Source organism: Pseudomonas sp. Irchel s3h9 (genome assembly GCF_900187475.1).
GTDB lineage: Bacteria > Pseudomonadota > Gammaproteobacteria > Pseudomonadales > Pseudomonadaceae > Aquipseudomonas > Aquipseudomonas neuropathica.
In genome coordinates this window covers 282402-297379 of the sequence record NZ_FYDH01000006.1, presented here as the reverse complement: position 1 = coordinate 297379, position 14978 = coordinate 282402, and the positions used below count along the sequence as shown (strand labels likewise).

The following is a 14978-nucleotide window of genomic DNA, read 5'->3' as shown; positions in this document are numbered from 1 at the left end:
GGAGATTGTAAAGAATGGCTCGTTACATTGGTCCAAAATGCAAACTCGCTCGTCGCGAAGGCACCGATCTCTTCCTGAAGAGCGGCGTGCGCGCGATCGAATCGAAGTGCAACATTGAAGCAGCACCTGGTATCCACGGCCAACGCCGCGGTCGCCAGTCCGATTACGGCACCCAACTGCGTGAAAAGCAGAAGGTCCGTCGTATCTACGGCGTTCTCGAGCGTCAGTTCAGCGGCTACTACAAAGAAGCTGCTGGCAAGAAAGGTGCAACCGGTGAAAACCTGCTGCAACTGCTCGAATGCCGTCTGGACAACGTTGTATACCGTATGGGCTTTGGTTCGACTCGTGCCGAATCCCGTCAGCTGGTATCGCACAAGTCGATCAGCGTTAACGGTCAGACCGTAAACGTTCCGTCGTATCAGGTTCGTGCTGGTGACGTTGTTGCAGTTCGCGAGAAAGCAAAAAACCAACTTCGCATTGTCCAAGCTCTCGATCTGTGTGCCCAACGTGGCCGCGTAGAATGGGTAGAAGTAGACACTGAGAAGAAGTCGGGCGTTTTCAAGAACGTTCCTGCTCGCAGTGATCTGTCCGCCGACATCAACGAAAGCCTGATTGTCGAGCTCTACTCCAAGTAAGGGCTAGAAAATAGGTGCATCCATGCAGATTTCGGTAAATGAGTTCCTGACACCCCGCCACATTGATGTGCAGGTTGTCAGTCCAACCCGCGCCAAGATCACTCTCGAGCCTCTCGAGCGTGGTTTTGGCCACACCCTGGGCAACGCGCTGCGACGCATCCTGTTGTCCTCAATGCCCGGCTGCGCAGTAGTCGAGGCCGAGATTGACGGTGTGCTCCACGAGTACAGCGCCATCGAAGGTGTACAGGAAGACGTAATTGAAATCCTGTTGAACCTTAAAGGTCTGGCCATCAAGCTGCACGGTCGTGACGAAGTTACGCTGACCTTGTCGAAGAAGGGTTCGGGGGTGGTTACCGCTGCCGATATTCAGCTGGATCATGATGTCGAGATCGTTAATCCCGATCACGTAATCGCTAACCTGGCGTCTAACGGCGCCCTGAACATGAAGCTCACCGTAGCTCGTGGTCGTGGTTATGAACCAGCCGACTCGCGTCAGAGCGATGAAGATGAAAGCCGCAGCATCGGTCGCTTGCAGCTTGACTCTTCGTTCAGCCCGGTTCGCCGTATCGCATACGTGGTGGAAAACGCCCGTGTCGAGCAGCGTACCAACCTGGACAAGCTGGTTATTGATCTGGAAACCAACGGTACTCTGGATCCTGAAGAGGCTATTCGCCGCGCTGCAACCATCCTGCAACAGCAGTTGGCTGCGTTCGTCGACCTCAAAGGTGACAGTGAGCCAGTGGTTGTCGAGCAGGAAGACGAGATCGATCCGATCCTGCTTCGCCCGGTTGACGATCTGGAACTGACTGTACGTTCGGCTAACTGCCTTAAGGCGGAAAACATCTACTACATCGGTGACCTGATTCAGCGTACCGAAGTAGAGCTGTTGAAGACTCCGAACCTGGGCAAGAAATCCTTGACTGAAATCAAGGACGTTCTGGCCTCCCGCGGTCTGTCCCTCGGCATGCGCCTCGACAACTGGCCGCCTGCAAGTCTTAAGAAGGACGACAAGGCGACTGCCTGATCGTCGTAATCACCGAACGTAGTGTTTGGTAAGGAATGAACCATGCGTCATCGTAAAAGTGGTCGTCACCTGAGCCGCACCAGCTCGCACCGCAAGGCCATGTTCCAAAACATGGCGGTGTCGCTGTTCGAGCACGAGCTGATCAAAACTACTCTGCCAAAAGCCAAAGAACTGCGTCGCGTTGCTGAGCCGCTGATCACTCTGGCCAAGACAGACAGCCTGGCTAACCGTCGTCTGGCTTTCGACCGTACTCGTTCGAAAGCTATCGTTGGTAAGCTCTTCAACGACCTGGGCAAGCGTTACGCTACCCGTGAGGGTGGCTACCTGCGCATCCTCAAGTGCGGTTTCCGCGCTGGCGACAACGCGCCTATGGCGTACGTCGAGTTGGTTGATCGTGCTACTGCTGGCGAAGCTGTATCCGCCGAGTAAGACGTCAGTCTGAAACAAAGAACCGGGCCTAGTGCCCGGTTTTTTGTGTCCGCAAGAAAATGCGCTGTTCATACAAGCTTCTGACATGTCTCTGTTGTCACTATGTGCCGGGAAACATAATTAGTAATTATCTATCGATGCTTGCAAGTTAATGAATTTGTAGGTGTCACATGGATGATCGATACTTCCCAGCAAGCCGATTAGCCGGCAGTTTGAAGACTGACAGAGGAAGAAGACCGTATGAGCCAGATCAAAACGCTTACGACCGCCAGTGGCGCACCTGTCGCTGACAACCAGAATTCTCGCTCCGCCGGCCCACGTGGCCCGTTGCTGCTCGACGACTTTCACCTGATCGAGAAGCTCGCCCACTTCAACCGTGAAAACATTCCTGAGCGTCGCGTTCATGCTAAAGGCTCGGGAGCTTACGGCACATTCACCGTTACCCGCGATATCACGGAATACACCAGCGCCAAGCTGTTTGAATCTGTTGGCAAGCAAACCCCGACGTTCCTGCGTTTCTCGACGGTAGGCGGTGAGCGCGGTTCTGCCGACACCGAGCGCGATCCACGGGGTTTCGCGTTGAAGTTCTACACCGAAGAAGGTAACTGGGACATCGTGGGTAACAACACGCCAGTGTTCTTCATTCGTGATCCGCTGAAATTTCCAGACTTTATCCACACCCAGAAACGCCTGCCGCAAAGCAACCTGAAAAGCGCGCAGATGATGTGGGACTTCTGGTCGCATTCGCCTGAAGCGCTGCACCAGGTCACCATTCTGTTCTCTGATCGCGGTATTCCTGACGGCTACCGTCACATGCACGGCTTCGGCAGCCACACTTACAGTCTGATTAGCGCCCAAGGCGAGCGTCACTGGGTGAAATGGCACTACAAAACCAAACAGGGCATCAAGAATCTCGCCCCCGCAGATGCAGCACGTCTGGCCGGAACTGATCCGGATTACGCCCAGCGCGACCTGTTCGAAGCCATTGAGCGCGGCGACTTCCCAAAATGGCGCGTATGCATCCAGATCATGACTGAGGCCCAGGCCGCAGCGCATTACGAAAACCCGTTCGACGTCACCAAGACCTGGTCGCAAAAAGAATTCCCGCTGATCGAAGTTGGTGAACTGGAACTGAACCGCAACCCGCTGAACTACTTCGCTGAAGTCGAGCAAGCTGCTTTCGGCCCAAGCAACATGGTGCCGGGAGTTGGTCTGTCGCCAGATCGGATGCTGCAGGGGCGCGTATTTGCGTACGCTGATGCTCACCGCTACCGCGTGGGTACCAATCACCAGCAACTGCCGGTAAACGCGCCACGCGGCCCGGTGAACACTTACCAGCGCGATGGCTCGATGGCGTTCGGCAGCAACGGTGGTGCAGCACCTAACTACGAACCGAACAGCTACACCGAAGCGCCGAAACAAGCTCCGCATTACGCTGAACCAGCGCTGGCCTTGAGTGGTTCTGCCGATCGCTACGATCACCGCGAAGATACCGATTACTACAGCCACGCAGGTGCGCTGTTCCGCCTGATGAGCGACGATCAGAGAGCATTGCTGGTCAGCAATATCGCCGGTGCCATGGCGGGCGTTTCCACTGATATCGTCGACCGCCAGTTGCAGCACTTCTACAAGGCCGATCCGGCGTATGGAGAAGCAATCGCAAAGCTGCTCAACGTACAGCTTAACGAAGTCTAAACGAGAAGCAGAACCGCCCTCATTCGGGCGGTTTTTGCGTTATTTAGGCTGCTTTTCTAAGAATATCTTCGCTTTTATTGCGCGAATCGGGTGACCTTCCGGTCAGCTTGGTTCAAACTACAGACTTTCAAGTAGGGAGATGTAGGGCGATGCAAGGCCACCCAGACGTAATCGATTACCTCAACACGTTGCTGACCGGCGAACTGGCCGCGCGTGATCAATATTTCGTTCATTCGCGGATGTATGAGGACTGGGGGTTCACCAAGCTCTACGAGCGAATCAACCATGAGATGGAAGAAGAAGCCGGTCACGCTGATGCGTTGATGCGCCGGATTCTGATGCTCGAAGGCACGCCGCGTATGCGTCCGGATGATCTGGATGTCGGCACCACTGTGCCGGAGATGCTCGAAGCCGATCTGCGTCTTGAGTACAAAGTCCGCGCTGCGCTGTGCAAAGGCATTGAGCTGTGCGAGCAGCACAAAGACTATGTCAGCCGCGAGATCCTGCGCGTGCAGTTGAACGACACCGAAGAAGATCACACCTACTGGCTGGAAAAGCAGTTGGGCCTGATCAAGCTGATCGGTCTCGAGAATTACCTGCAATCTCACACTTCCTGATTGCAAAACGATACAAAAAAGCCCCTGTCACTGATGAAGTGACAGGGGCTTTTTCATGCCCTGCGTTTAAGCCCGATCACGGATCAGCAATGGCTTGAGGTAATGGCCGGTGTGAGATTGCTTCATTTCGGCCACATCCTCAGGCGTGCCGGTGGCAATGATCTGCCCACCTTTGGAGCCGCCCTCCGGCCCGAGATCGACCAGCCAGTCGGCCGTCTTGATCACGTCGAGGTTGTGTTCGATTACTACCACCGTGTTGCCGTGGTCGCGCAGGCGATGCAGCACGTCGAGCAATTGCTGGATATCCGCGAAGTGCAAACCGGTGGTCGGCTCATCGAGGATGTACAGTGTTTTGCCGGTGTCACGCTTGGACAGCTCGCGAGACAGTTTCACTCGCTGCGCCTCACCACCCGACAACGTGGTCGCCGACTGCCCGAGCTTGATGTACGACAGGCCGACATCCATCAATGTCTGTAGCTTGCGCGCCAGTGCCGGCACCGCGTCAAAGAACTCCCGGGCCTCTTCGATGGTCATCTCGAGGGTTTCGTGGATGCTCTTGCCCTTGTATTTGATCTCAAGGGTTTCGCGGTTGTAGCGCTTGCTCTTGCACACATCGCATGGCACGTAGATGTCTGGCAGGAAGTGCATTTCCACTTTGATCAGGCCGTCGCCCTGGCACGCTTCGCAGCGGCCACCCTTGACGTTGAACGAGAAACGCCCCGGGCCGTAACCACGGGAGCGTGACTCGGGTACCCCGGCGAACAGCTCGCGTATCGGAGTGAACAGGCCGGTATACGTCGCCGGGTTGGAGCGCGGAGTACGGCCAATCGGGCTCTGGTCGATATCGACGACTTTGTCGAGATGCTCCAGGCCTTTGATACTGTCGTGCGCTGCCGCTTCCAGGGTGGTTGCACCGTTGAGGGCCGTGGCGCTCAGCGGGAACAGCGTATTGTTGATCAGCGTCGATTTGCCCGAGCCGGACACGCCGGTCACGCACGTCAGCAGACCAATCGGGATGTCCAGATCGACATTGCGCAGGTTGTTGCCGCGCGCCCCTTTGAGAGACAGATTGAGCTTTTTATTGCGTGGCGTGCGTTTGGCCGGCACTTCAATCTTCACTCGGCCCGAGAGGTATTTACCGGTCAGGGAATCCGGGTGCGCCATGACTTCCGCCGGCGTGCCCTCAGCCACGATCTGCCCACCATGCACACCAGCCCCCGGGCCGATATCCACAACGTAATCGGCCAGACGAATCGCGTCTTCGTCGTGTTCGACCACGATCACAGTGTTGCCAATATCACGCAGGTGCTTGAGCGTGCCGAGCAAGCGGTCGTTATCACGCTGGTGCAAACCAATGGACGGTTCGTCAAGGATGTACAGAACACCGACGAGACCGGCGCCGATCTGGCTGGCCAGACGAATACGTTGTGCTTCGCCACCGGACAGCGTGTCGGCACTGCGGTCCAGCGACAGGTAGTCGAGACCGACGTTGACGAGGAACTGCAGACGCTCGCGAATCTCCTTGAGGATCTTGTCGGCGATTTCGCCGCGACGGCCAGTCATCTTCAGCTCGCCGAAGTACTCGCAAGCTTCGCCGATCGGCAGGTTGGTCACCGCTGGCAGCGTTTTCTCGCCAACCCACACATGCCGCGCTTCGCGACGCAGACGGGTACCACGGCAATCCGGGCACGATTGGGTGCTGAGAAACTTGGCCAGCTCTTCGCGCACGCTTGCCGACTCGGTCTCGCGGTAGCGACGCTCCAGGTTCGGCACGATGCCTTCGAACGGGTGCGAACGTTTGACGATATCGCCACGGTCGTTCAGGTATTTGAAGTCGACGTTCTGCGAGCCGCTGCCATGCAGGATGAATTTCTGCTGATCGGCCGGCAGTTCGTTGAACGGTACTTCGAGGCTGAAACCATAGTGTGAAGCGAGTGAACCGAGCATCTGGAAGTAATAGACGTTACGCCGGTCCCAGCCGCGAATCGCACCTTCGGCCAAGGTCAGATCGCCATTGACCAGCCGCTTGATATCGAAGAACTGCTTCACCCCCAGGCCATCACAGGTCGGGCAAGCGCCGGCCGGGTTGTTGAAGGAGAACAGCTTCGGTTCCAGTTCGCTGATCGCGTGGCCGCAGATCGGGCAGGCGAAGCGCGCGGAGAAAATCATCTCTTCGCCCGGCTCGTCGTCCATCGGTGCGACCAGGGCAATGCCATCCGCCAGTTTCAACGCGGTCTCGAAAGATTCGGCCAGACGTTGCTGCAGATCGGCGCGAACCTTGAAGCGGTCGACGATCACATCGATCGAGTGCTTTTTCTGTTTATCCAGTTTTGGCAGTTCATCGAGTTCGCAGATGCGGCCGTTGACCCGGGCGCGAACGAAACCTTGGGCGCGCAGCTCTTCGAAAACCGAAAGGTGTTCACCTTTACGCTCGCGAATCACCGGCGCCAGCAGCATCAGTTTGCTGCCTTCCGGTTGCGCCAACACCAGGTCGACCATCTGGCTGACGGTCTGCGCCTCCAGTGGAATATCGTGATCCGGGCAGCGTGGTGTCCCGACGCGTGCATAAAGCAGACGCAGGTAGTCGTAGATTTCGGTGATGGTGCCGACCGTAGAGCGCGGGTTGTGCGAGGTCGACTTTTGTTCGATGGAGATTGCCGGCGACAGGCCTTCGATGGTGTCGACGTCGGGTTTTTCCATCATCGACAGAAACTGTCGGGCGTAGGCCGACAGCGATTCGACATAGCGGCGCTGGCCTTCGGCGTAAAGCGTATCGAAGGCCAGGGACGACTTGCCGGATCCGGACAGGCCGGTGATGACGATCAGCTTGTCCCGTGGCAGGGTCAGGTCGATGTTCTTCAGGTTGTGGGTACGGGCCCCACGTATCAGGATCTTGTCCAAAGTGGCCTCGCTCGGCGGGCGTCGAAAACGTAGGAGTATACGGGCAAATACTGGATGGATGCACACTATCAAGCGAAGGGTTTTTACCTTACATGAAGAGAGTTTCATCTATACGCGTCATAGCGTCGCGATATACCCCGTCTTTCGATGGGACTGGTAGAATCGCCGCCGGTTCACACGAGGTTTTTCCATGCACGATCCCCACAGCGAACGCATGAGTGGCAGCGAGACTCGCGCAGCGAGCGGTCTGGCCCTGGTGTTCGCCTTCCGTATGCTTGGCATGTTCATGGTGTTGCCGGTACTGGCGACCTACGGCATGGACCTGGCAGGCGCGACCCCGGCCCTGATCGGGCTGGCTATTGGCGCTTACGGTCTGACCCAGGCGATTTTCCAGATTCCGTTCGGGATCATTTCCGACCGCATTGGCCGCCGTCCGGTGATTTACCTCGGGCTGATCGTTTTTGCCCTCGGCAGCGTGCTGGCGTCTCAGGCCGACTCCATCTGGGGCGTGATAGCCGGGCGGATCCTGCAGGGCGCCGGGGCGATTTCAGCGGCAGTGATGGCGCTACTCTCCGACCTGACCCGCGAACAGCACCGCACCAAGGCAATGGCGATGATCGGCATGACCATCGGTTTGTCATTTGCCGTGGCCATGGTCGTCGGGCCTTTGCTGACCCGCGCTTTCGGTCTGTCCGGACTGTTCCTCGCCACCGGTGCCATGGCACTGGTCGGTATCGCCATCATCATGTTCATGGTGCCGCGCTCCACCGGGCCATTGCAGCATCGGGAGTCCGGGGTGGCGCGTCAGGCCTTGATGCCGACGCTCAAGCATCCGGATCTGCTGCGCCTTGATCTGGGCATCTTTGTGTTACATGCCATGTTGATGTCGAGCTTCGTTGCGTTGCCGTTGGCGCTGGTGGAAAAAGCCGGTTTGCCCAAGGAGCAGCACTGGTGGGTCTACCTCACCGCGCTGCTGATTTCGTTCTTCGCCATGATCCCGTTCATCATCTACGGCGAGAAGAAACGCAAAATGAAACGAGTTTTGCTCGGCGCCGTCCTGACGCTGATGCTGACTGAGCTATTCTTCTGGCAGTTCGGCGACAGCCTGCGGGCTCTGGTGATAGGTACGGTGGTGTTCTTCACCGCGTTCAATCTGCTGGAGGCTTCATTGCCGTCGCTGATCAGCAAGGTTTCACCGGCGGGCGGGAAGGGCACGGCCATGGGCGTGTATTCCACCAGCCAGTTCCTCGGTTCAGCACTCGGCGGGATACTCGGCGGCTGGCTGTTTCAGCATGGCGGTCTGTCGGTTGTGTTCCTTGGATGCGCGGGGCTGGCTGCACTTTGGTTGGCCTTTGCTGTTACCATGCGTGAACCTCCCTACGTGACGAGCCTGCGCTTGCCGTTGTCGCCCGAGGCGATCCGCGAAGCGGGTCTGGTCGAGCGCCTCAAGGCCCTCGTAGGGGTAACCGATGCAGTGATAGTTGCTGATGAAGCGGCTGTTTACATCAAACTGGACAAAGAATTAGTGGATCGCGACACCCTCGAACGCCTGGTGAACAACCCGGCCGGGGCTGCTTGCGAAGCCTAGGAGAACGTTATGGCCCGTGGGGTTAACAAAGTCATATTGGTCGGCACTTGCGGCCAGGATCCCGAAGTTCGCTACCTGCCTAACGGTAACGCCGTGACCAACCTGAGTCTGGCCACCAGCGAACAATGGACCGACAAGCAAACCGGTCAGAAGGTCGAGAAGACCGAGTGGCACCGTGTTTCGATGTTCGGCAAGGTTGCGGAAATCGCCGGCGAATACCTGCGCAAGGGTTCGCAGGTTTACATCGAAGGCAAGCTGCAGACCCGTGAGTGGGAAAAAGACGGTATCAAGCGTTACACCACTGAAATCGTGGTCGACATGCAAGGCACCATGCAACTGCTCGGCGGCCGTCCACAACAGGGCGACCAACAAGGCGGTGGCAACAACTACCAGCAGTCGGCTCCGGCTCCTCGCCAGCAGGCTCCGCGCCCGCAGCAGTCGGCTCCACAGCAGCGTTCGGCCCCGGCTCCACAGCAGGCCGCACCGCAACCGGCTCCGGATTTCGACAGCTTTGATGACGATATTCCGTTCTGATTCGCTGCTGTAACCGCTGCAAATAAAAAGGCCCGTCGCTTAAACGACGGGCCTTTTTTGTGGGATTTGTTTCGTCTGCGGTTATCCCAAATCCCTGTGGGAGCTGGCTTGCCAGCGATCGCGGTGGATCAGTCAACAAATGAGTCGACTCACAATCCGTCATCGCTGGCAGGCCAGCTCCCACATGGGGATTTGTGGTTTAGTCGAGAATCAGATGCGGCAAGAACCGGCTCGAATCCTTGGTGATCAAACTGTTGTCTTCCCGCACACCAATCCCCGCAGCCTGATCGCCAATCACCCAGGAACCGATCAGCGTGTAGCTGTCGCCAAACTTCGGCAGCGGCGCAAACTCCTGCAGGATAAATGGCGCATCGGTGTAGGGCCCGTCCTCTTTGACGATCAGACCGTCAGCCGTTTGCAACTCAATGTTCGCGCCTTCGCGGGAAAAGTACGGCTTGCGTACCCAGCCCTTGGGCACGGTGCTGGCCGGATTCGGGTCGAGATGCGCTGCCAGCAGATTTGGATGACCCTTGTGCATCTCCCACAGCAACGGCAGTGCACCCTTGTTCGACAGGATCGCCTTCCACGCCGGTTCGAAAAACTGCGTATCGCTCGCGGCAATCGCCGCACCGAACGGCTCGTGGAAGATGAACTCCCAGGCATGCAGCTTGAACAGGTGCGGGATCCAGCGATCTTCCAGGTCGACGAAGCGCCCTTCAGCCGTCAAACCAATGTCTTCGATATCGATGTGCCGCGACTCGATGCCGACTTTCTCGGCGATCAGCCGCAGATAATCCGTTGTGCCCTTGTCCTCGACCGAGTCTTTCATCGAGGCAAAGTAGAACGGCCGCTTCAGTTGTAATTCGGCGAAGGCCTGATGCAGATGGGTGTCGATGCTGTTGAACTGGTCGGCATGACGCGGCAGCGTGCCGCGCTCGATGCATTGTTCCAGCCAGCCCCACTGGAACGCCGCCGCTTCATAAAGACTGGTCGGCGTGTCGTAGTTGAGCTCCAGCAGTTTCGCCGGGCCGTTGCCGCTGTAGGAAAAGTCCATGCGTCCGTACAGATGCGGATGACCTTCCAGCCAGGAAGTGCGGATCATGTCGTAGTACGGCGCCGGGATGCTCAGGCGATCCAGCAATTCTTCGCTGTGTACCACGCGATCGACCAGGTCCATGCACATCTCGTGCAGTTCGGTGGTCGGGTCCTCAAGATCGTTTTCGATCTGCGCGAGCGTGAACTGGTAGTAGGCGCTTTCGTCCCAGTACGGCTCGTCGTCGATGGTGTGGAACATGAAGCCGAGGCTTTCGGCAGTCTGTTTCCAGTCAGGCCGCTCGGCGCAGAGGATCTTCTTCATCGTCAGCTGCTCGAACGACCAGAACTGCTGCTCCAGCCACCCCAACCGCTACGGGCACTGGACTGGCTGCCGAAGCCGCCGCGTGACGTCGACGAGGCGACGTTGACCGGTTTGCTTTTGCTGCTTTCGTAATCCGTCTGGCTGCGCGTCGTGGTTTCGGCTCTGCGGTACTGCGTCGAGGTGTTGTACGGCTGGCGCGTTTCGCGATCGCGGTAAACCGTGCGCTCGGCGTTGTTGCTCATCGCGTTGCCGATCAGCCAACCGGTCAGCCAGCCGTTGCCGCCACCGCCACCGCTGGAGACGTGCGAAGTGCTTTGCACGTTCTGCGCCGTTGCATTACCGGCGGGCATTTGGGCATCGGCGATGGCGTCGAGGTTCTGCGCCGGCTCACCTTCCTGCGGCACTTTGAAGCCGCCGAGTCTCGGCACGAAGCGGCCGTCAGAATTCTTCTGGCACCAGTCAGCGGCAAAGTCCGCGTCGCACTTGGTCTTGTTGTCGTACGCCGGGGCGATGCGCCGGTGTTCGGTCAGGGCGGCGACGTAGGCGTTGGAGCAGACATCGGCGGCCACTTCGGCGTCGACACACTGTTCCACATTCTGGAAATTGCGTGGTTGATCTGCGGCTGTCGCCTGGCCGGAAATGGCCATCGCCACCGAGGCGGCGAGGGACAACTGAACGTATTTGCTGCGTTTCATCTAAGGCTTCCTGCCGATCAGTTGGACGGTGTCATGCACGCGGCGTTGAGCATGCCGACGCTGATCGCGACCGCAGCGACATAGATACCGGAAGCCACTTCGCCGTTGGCGATGCGCTGGGATGTGCCTTTGAGCACCAGGCCCGTGGCGAGGAATGCCAGCAGTTGCACCACCGCGGCAATCACTGCCCAGAGCACGAAGTCGAGGACATTGACCGAAAACGCAATCACGTTACTGGCCGGAATCGCGAAGCCGATGATCGCGCCGGACAGGGCGATCGCGGCGGCAACGTTGCCGGAGCGAATCAGCTCGAACTCCTTGTGCGGCGTGATGCGCGTGTAGACAAATTGAAACAGCATGAACAGCAGCACGGCGCCGATGAGGTAGACGACGAAACCGACCAGTGCGGTTTTGTTCAGGGAAACGGCCAGCACTTCCAGCATGAAAAACTTCCTTTTTTAAATGGTGCTCAGATCTGTCGTATACAGCGAGATGCCGAGCGAGGTGCTCAGGCTGACGGTGCCTTCTTCGTCCTGTTCGACGGAGAACAGCAGCAATTCGCGGCGATCGGTCAGGCCGGTCTCGCGCGCATAAAGCATGGAGTGGTGTTCGATGGTGTAGCTCTCATCCGGATTGACCACTTGTTCGGTCATCGGTACGAGTTCGGTCTGGCCTTGTTCGGTGCCCCACTCGCGGGTGTATTCGACGCCGTCGTGGCTGTAGGCGGGCAGGCCGATCTGGCTGTTGGGGCCGGCCAGACGCTGCAGTTCGGCGTCACTGTTGACCGTCACGTAACTGAGGTAATTGAACAGGGTGACCGATTCGATCTGATCGTCACCGGTGACGTGGATCTGTAGCCAGAAATCCTCGTCGTTCATGTAATAGCGGTGCAGTTTGTTGGACTGGCCGAGGTCGACCCAGCCATGGCTCCAGATCGCCTGATCGAAGGGCACGCGCACCGTGGTCGAGCCATCGAGCAACAGCGCCAGGGTTGTATCGAACCTGACGGCCTTGCCTTGCGCCATGCCGAGTGGGCCACTGGCAACGGTCGGTGTTGGCGCAGCGGTCTGCCAGTTGCTGGTGCCCAGCAAGTCTTTAAACCATCCCATGGGTACGTTCCTTGAAGCGGGTGGAGGTGTTCGTCGGCGAAAAAACGTGGCTAGTGTACCGGGCGAACCGGTGAACGAGCAGAAGGATTTTTACGCCGCAAACCATGTGGGAGCGAGCTTGCTCGCGAAGAGGGCATACCAGTCAATATTGATGTCGACTGATACGACGCTTTCGCGAGCAGGCTCGCTCCCACAGGTTTTTTGCCCTGCGTTACTGCGAGGACTTTTGCTTCAGACGCTCAAGAATCGCATTGGCGCTGCCTTCGTTCGGCGTGATGCCGGCGTCGCGCAGTTTGCGTTCCAGATCGTTGCCGGTTGAAGCGTCGGCCAGTTCGTCCGCAGCGCTGAGTTCAGCCGCGCGTTGCTGCTGCTTGGCCTGCAGACGGTTCAACGTACCGACGGCGGTTTCCAGTTTGCCATTGGCACCGCCGCTGGCGATGGAGGCGCTGACCTGAGCTTTCTGCACGCTTTCACGGGCCTTGGCCATGTCCACTTGCTGGCGCAGGCTCTTGATCCGCGACTCGGCTTTGCTGATGTCTTTGCGCATGTTTTCGGCGTAGGTGCCGAATTCGTCGCTCTGCTTTTTCTCAACATCCAGCTCGTTGGTCAGGGTCGAAATCGCTTCAGCCACTTCCAGTGCCAGGTCTTCACGGCCGGCGTTCAGCGCCGAGACGGCTTTGGCTTCCAGATCCTTGATCTTGGCGTCGTACTCGCTTACGCGGTCGGCGGCCAGTTTGTGTTTGGCCATGATGGTGACCAGTTCGCGACGGGCGTTCGACAGCGCGCTGTCGGCATCGCGGATTTCCTGGTCGAGGATGCGCAGAGCCTGTTGGTCCGCGATCGCTTCGCCGACTTCATTGGCGCCGCCGCGCAGTGCGGTGAACAACTTGCTCCAGATGGACTGAGTCATTGGATATTCCCTGTTGATTACTTGAAGAAGTGTTCGAAGGCTTCGCTCGCGCGCTGCACGTTGTCGACCAGGGTTTTCACCTCAGTGACGACGTTGGTCAGGCTCGAGTCGGCGCTGAGGGCGCCAAACATGTTGTAAACGGTCTGCCCGTTCGGCATCGACTCGATCCCGATCGACGACAGCGGGAACATTTCCCGGCTGCGCAATACGGCGTCGTTGAAGGCCGCTACGTTCGAGATCGAATCGATGTCCACCAGCACGGTGTCGACGATGATCTGCTGGCCGGCCAGGGCGATGTGAATCGGCAGACCGCCGAATTCGTTCATTTCCAGCTTGATGCTGGGTTCGGAGCTCTGGATCAGCGACAGCGTGATCTCTTGCGAAGCCACCTCGTCCAGGGCCTTGAGGGCGTTGAAGAGGCTATCGATGGTCCAGTTGTTGCCTGCGCTCATGTAATTCTCCGACATGAAAGAGCCAGCCAGAATCGGTTGGCGTAGCTGTTGCTCCATTTGCTTGAGCAAGCTTCGGTTTTCGGGAAGCACCCAAGTTTCGTGTTTCACATAACCGGCAGCGGCCAGGCCCGCGCGCATCTGCTTCATGTAGAAGCTCGACGGTTTTTTCGCCGACGGTTTCGCGCGCTCCCCCTTGGGGCTCTCTGACTTCGCTAAAGGGGTACGGCTTTTCATGGCAATGGCTCGGTTATGAAAATCTCACGCGTGAGCCACACTACAACCAATTCAAAGTGCCATCAATGGCTCACGCGTGAGATTTTTATGACGGGTGTGAAAAGGCCCGCTGCAAGGCGGGCCTGGTGTTTTTGCAGAATATTGCTTAGGACTGGGCGGTGAGGAATTGGTCAGTGGACACCACACTGGCGTAGGCGAAACCCAGTGCCGACATGAAAGCGGCGTGGACGTGGGCCGCCGGCACTGTCAGACCATTGAACTCAAGATCGCGGCTGGCGCAGGCATCGTGAATCACGGTCACGCCATAACCCAGATCTGCCGCCGCACGGGTAATGCCGTCAATACACATGTGGCTCATGCTGCCGACCACCACCAGTTCCTTGATACCTTGTTCGTCGAGGATCGCTTGCAGTTCGGTTTCGCGGAACGAGTTGACGAAGTGCTTGAGTACCACCGGTTCATCGGCGCGGTTGAGCACCTTCGGGTGTAGCTTGGCGCCGTCCGATCCCGGGGTGAAAAACGGCGCGTCCGCTGAGGTGAACTCGTGGCGGATGTGGATGACCGGATTACCGGCCTCGCGGAAGGCGGCGATCAGCCGAGCGGCGTTGTCGGCGGCGGCATCAGCACCGGCCAGCGGCCACTTGCCTTGGGGGAAGTAGTCGTTCTGGATATCGACTACGATGAGCGCTTGCTTGGCCATGGGTGTGTCCTCGATGGATTGGCTGGAAGTGGCTGCAGTATTGGCGCTGGCCAGCGATTCGAGGATTGGCCACACCGACAATAGACAGGGGAAAACTG

At 58.1% G+C, this 14978-nt stretch carries 15 protein-coding genes; 7 read left to right on the top strand and 8 right to left on the bottom strand.

The genetic code is table 11. The features are described 5' to 3' along the window. The first annotated feature begins 14 nt into the window (after positions 1–14). The 5 genes from rpsD to bfr all read left to right on the top strand — a co-directional run bounded on the left by rpsD (position 15) and on the right by bfr (position 4400). Complete coding sequence (rpsD, locus tag CKW26_RS12750) at positions 15–635, top strand: 30S ribosomal protein S4 (RefSeq protein WP_003176404.1); 621 nt, start codon at positions 15–17, stop codon at positions 633–635. A 22-nt stretch (positions 636–657) separates the two neighbouring features. Beyond that, positions 658–1659, top strand: coding sequence for a DNA-directed RNA polymerase subunit alpha (gene rpoA / locus CKW26_RS12745; RefSeq protein ID WP_003186012.1), 1002 nt, complete (start codon positions 658–660; stop codon positions 1657–1659). Positions 1660–1701: 42 nt separating this feature from the next. Then, positions 1702–2088 carry a 50S ribosomal protein L17 gene (rplQ, locus tag CKW26_RS12740; protein ID WP_003176402.1) on the top strand — a complete coding sequence of 129 codons (387 nt, stop codon included), beginning with the start codon at positions 1702–1704 and terminating at the stop codon, positions 2086–2088. Between the two features lie 240 nt (positions 2089–2328). After that, positions 2329–3783, top strand: coding sequence for a catalase (locus tag CKW26_RS12735; RefSeq protein ID WP_095048837.1), 1455 nt, complete (start codon positions 2329–2331; stop codon positions 3781–3783). Between the two features lie 149 nt (positions 3784–3932). Further along, positions 3933–4400, top strand: a complete 468-nt coding sequence (bfr, locus tag CKW26_RS12730) for a bacterioferritin (RefSeq protein WP_007918444.1) — start codon at positions 3933–3935, stop codon at positions 4398–4400. A 66-nt stretch (positions 4401–4466) separates the two neighbouring features. Here the strand turns inward: bfr and uvrA are convergent, their stop codons facing one another. Beyond that, positions 4467–7301, bottom strand: coding sequence for an excinuclease ABC subunit UvrA (gene uvrA / locus CKW26_RS12725; protein ID WP_095048836.1), 2835 nt, complete (start codon positions 7299–7301; stop codon positions 4467–4469). Positions 7302–7491: 190 nt separating this feature from the next. Here uvrA and CKW26_RS12720 point away from each other — a divergent pair, with 190 nt between their 5' ends. Further along, positions 7492–8889, top strand: coding sequence for an MFS transporter (locus tag CKW26_RS12720; RefSeq protein ID WP_007950096.1), 1398 nt, complete (start codon positions 7492–7494; stop codon positions 8887–8889). 9 nt (positions 8890–8898) lie between these two features. After that, positions 8899–9423 (top strand): single-stranded DNA-binding protein, encoded by a 525-nt coding sequence (locus tag CKW26_RS12715; RefSeq protein ID WP_008081898.1) that lies wholly within the window; start codon positions 8899–8901, stop codon positions 9421–9423. Between the two features lie 199 nt (positions 9424–9622). Here the strand turns inward: CKW26_RS12715 and CKW26_RS12710 are convergent, their stop codons facing one another. The 7 genes from CKW26_RS12710 to CKW26_RS12680 all read right to left on the bottom strand — a co-directional run bounded on the left by CKW26_RS12710 (position 9623) and on the right by CKW26_RS12680 (position 14880). Next, positions 9623–10780, bottom strand: a complete 1158-nt coding sequence (locus CKW26_RS12710) for a glutathionylspermidine synthase family protein (RefSeq protein ID WP_095048835.1) — start codon at positions 10778–10780, stop codon at positions 9623–9625. 2 nt (positions 10781–10782) lie between these two features. Continuing rightward, complete coding sequence (locus CKW26_RS12705; protein WP_095048834.1) at positions 10783–11475, bottom strand: DUF1190 domain-containing protein; 693 nt, start codon at positions 11473–11475, stop codon at positions 10783–10785. A gap of 17 nt (positions 11476–11492) precedes the next feature. Beyond that, positions 11493–11918: a DUF350 domain-containing protein gene (locus CKW26_RS12700; protein WP_007917221.1), complete on the bottom strand. Its 426-nt coding sequence runs from the start codon at positions 11916–11918 to the stop codon at positions 11493–11495. A 15-nt stretch (positions 11919–11933) separates the two neighbouring features. Next, the gene (locus tag CKW26_RS12695; protein WP_095048833.1) at positions 11934–12584 is read right to left on the bottom strand and encodes a DUF2491 family protein; all 651 of its coding nucleotides are present in this window, start codon (positions 12582–12584) and stop codon (positions 11934–11936) included. 211 nt (positions 12585–12795) lie between these two features. Next, positions 12796–13494, bottom strand: coding sequence for a PspA/IM30 family protein (locus CKW26_RS12690; RefSeq protein ID WP_016983574.1), 699 nt, complete (start codon positions 13492–13494; stop codon positions 12796–12798). A gap of 17 nt (positions 13495–13511) precedes the next feature. Then, entirely contained in the window at positions 13512–14180 is a 669-nt protein-coding gene (locus CKW26_RS12685; protein ID WP_095048832.1) for a YjfI family protein, read from the bottom strand. A 145-nt stretch (positions 14181–14325) separates the two neighbouring features. Beyond that, a complete protein-coding gene (locus tag CKW26_RS12680) occupies positions 14326–14880 on the bottom strand; it encodes a cysteine hydrolase family protein (protein ID WP_095048831.1) in 555 nt (184 codons plus the stop codon). Between the last annotated feature and the right edge of the window lie 98 nt (positions 14881–14978).

Coding starts and splice junctions, on each gene's coding strand:
- rpsD (WP_003176404.1), top strand. CDS start 15: ATGGCTCGTTACATTGGTCCAAAATGCAAACTCGCTCGTCGCGAAGGC.
- rpoA (WP_003186012.1), top strand. CDS start 658: ATGCAGATTTCGGTAAATGAGTTCCTGACACCCCGCCACATTGATGTG.
- rplQ (WP_003176402.1), top strand. CDS start 1,702: ATGCGTCATCGTAAAAGTGGTCGTCACCTGAGCCGCACCAGCTCGCAC.
- CKW26_RS12735 (WP_095048837.1), top strand. CDS start 2,329: ATGAGCCAGATCAAAACGCTTACGACCGCCAGTGGCGCACCTGTCGCT.
- bfr (WP_007918444.1), top strand. CDS start 3,933: ATGCAAGGCCACCCAGACGTAATCGATTACCTCAACACGTTGCTGACC.
- CKW26_RS12720 (WP_007950096.1), top strand. CDS start 7,492: ATGCACGATCCCCACAGCGAACGCATGAGTGGCAGCGAGACTCGCGCA.
- CKW26_RS12715 (WP_008081898.1), top strand. CDS start 8,899: ATGGCCCGTGGGGTTAACAAAGTCATATTGGTCGGCACTTGCGGCCAG.
- CKW26_RS12710 (WP_095048835.1), bottom strand. CDS start 10,780: ATGAAGAAGATCCTCTGCGCCGAGCGGCCTGACTGGAAACAGACTGCC.
- CKW26_RS12705 (WP_095048834.1), bottom strand. CDS start 11,475: ATGAAACGCAGCAAATACGTTCAGTTGTCCCTCGCCGCCTCGGTGGCG.
- CKW26_RS12700 (WP_007917221.1), bottom strand. CDS start 11,918: ATGCTGGAAGTGCTGGCCGTTTCCCTGAACAAAACCGCACTGGTCGGT.
- CKW26_RS12695 (WP_095048833.1), bottom strand. CDS start 12,584: ATGGGATGGTTTAAAGACTTGCTGGGCACCAGCAACTGGCAGACCGCT.
- CKW26_RS12690 (WP_016983574.1), bottom strand. CDS start 13,494: ATGACTCAGTCCATCTGGAGCAAGTTGTTCACCGCACTGCGCGGCGGC.
- CKW26_RS12685 (WP_095048832.1), bottom strand. CDS start 14,180: ATGAAAAGCCGTACCCCTTTAGCGAAGTCAGAGAGCCCCAAGGGGGAG.
- CKW26_RS12680 (WP_095048831.1), bottom strand. CDS start 14,880: ATGGCCAAGCAAGCGCTCATCGTAGTCGATATCCAGAACGACTACTTC.